Source organism: Bradyrhizobium sp. Ce-3 (genome assembly GCF_022835695.1).
Classification (GTDB): Bacteria; Pseudomonadota; Alphaproteobacteria; order Rhizobiales; family Xanthobacteraceae; genus Bradyrhizobium.
The window spans coordinates 1-521 of the sequence record NZ_BQUV01000025.1 but is presented as its reverse complement, the minus strand read 5'-3'; the positions used below and the strand labels follow the sequence as shown (position 1 = coordinate 521).

The window sequence follows — 521 nt, the reverse complement described above, 5'->3', positions numbered from 1 at the left end:
CCTTGGATCAGGACGTGCTGCGGAAATGCATCAGTCGGCCCATGGTGGCCATTGGAGGTTAGCCGGTTTTATGACACTTGATCCATGGCATGCCTGGCGGCTCCCAGGAGGGCGGCGTTGTCTCCCAGTGAGCTTTTCATGACCACCATTTCTTCAGGGGAGAGAAACCGCGTGTAGCGCGTGAAACTGTCACGCAGGGGACCGATGAAAAGGTCCCACGATGCGCTGACCCCGCCCCCCAGAATGGCATGGCGGATCCCAAGCACCGTGAAGAGGTTGGAGAGGGCCAGCCCGAGGGCCCAACCCATGCGGCGGAATAGCTTCAGAGCCGTTTCATCACCCGCCGATGCGCATTGGTAAATCATTTCCGCATTGAGTGACTGTTGGCGCCATCGGTCAAAAAGTGGACCTTCGAGGAGAGCTCCGTTTTGGGCAGCGTTCTCCACGCCTTTCAGAAGAGCGGTCGCCGAGGCATGCGTCTCAAGGCATCCCTGGGAGCCGCACGCGCAGGCCGGACCTTC

The 521-nt window shown here is 60.1% G+C and carries 1 protein-coding gene; it reads right to left on the bottom strand.

Annotation, left to right across the window (positions count from 1 at the left end; genetic code table 11):
• Positions 1–68 precede the first annotated feature (68 nt).
• Positions 69–521 (bottom strand): ROK family protein (locus BRSPCE3_RS35660; RefSeq protein ID WP_244071792.1); only part of this gene is annotated, 453 nt, incomplete at its 5' end.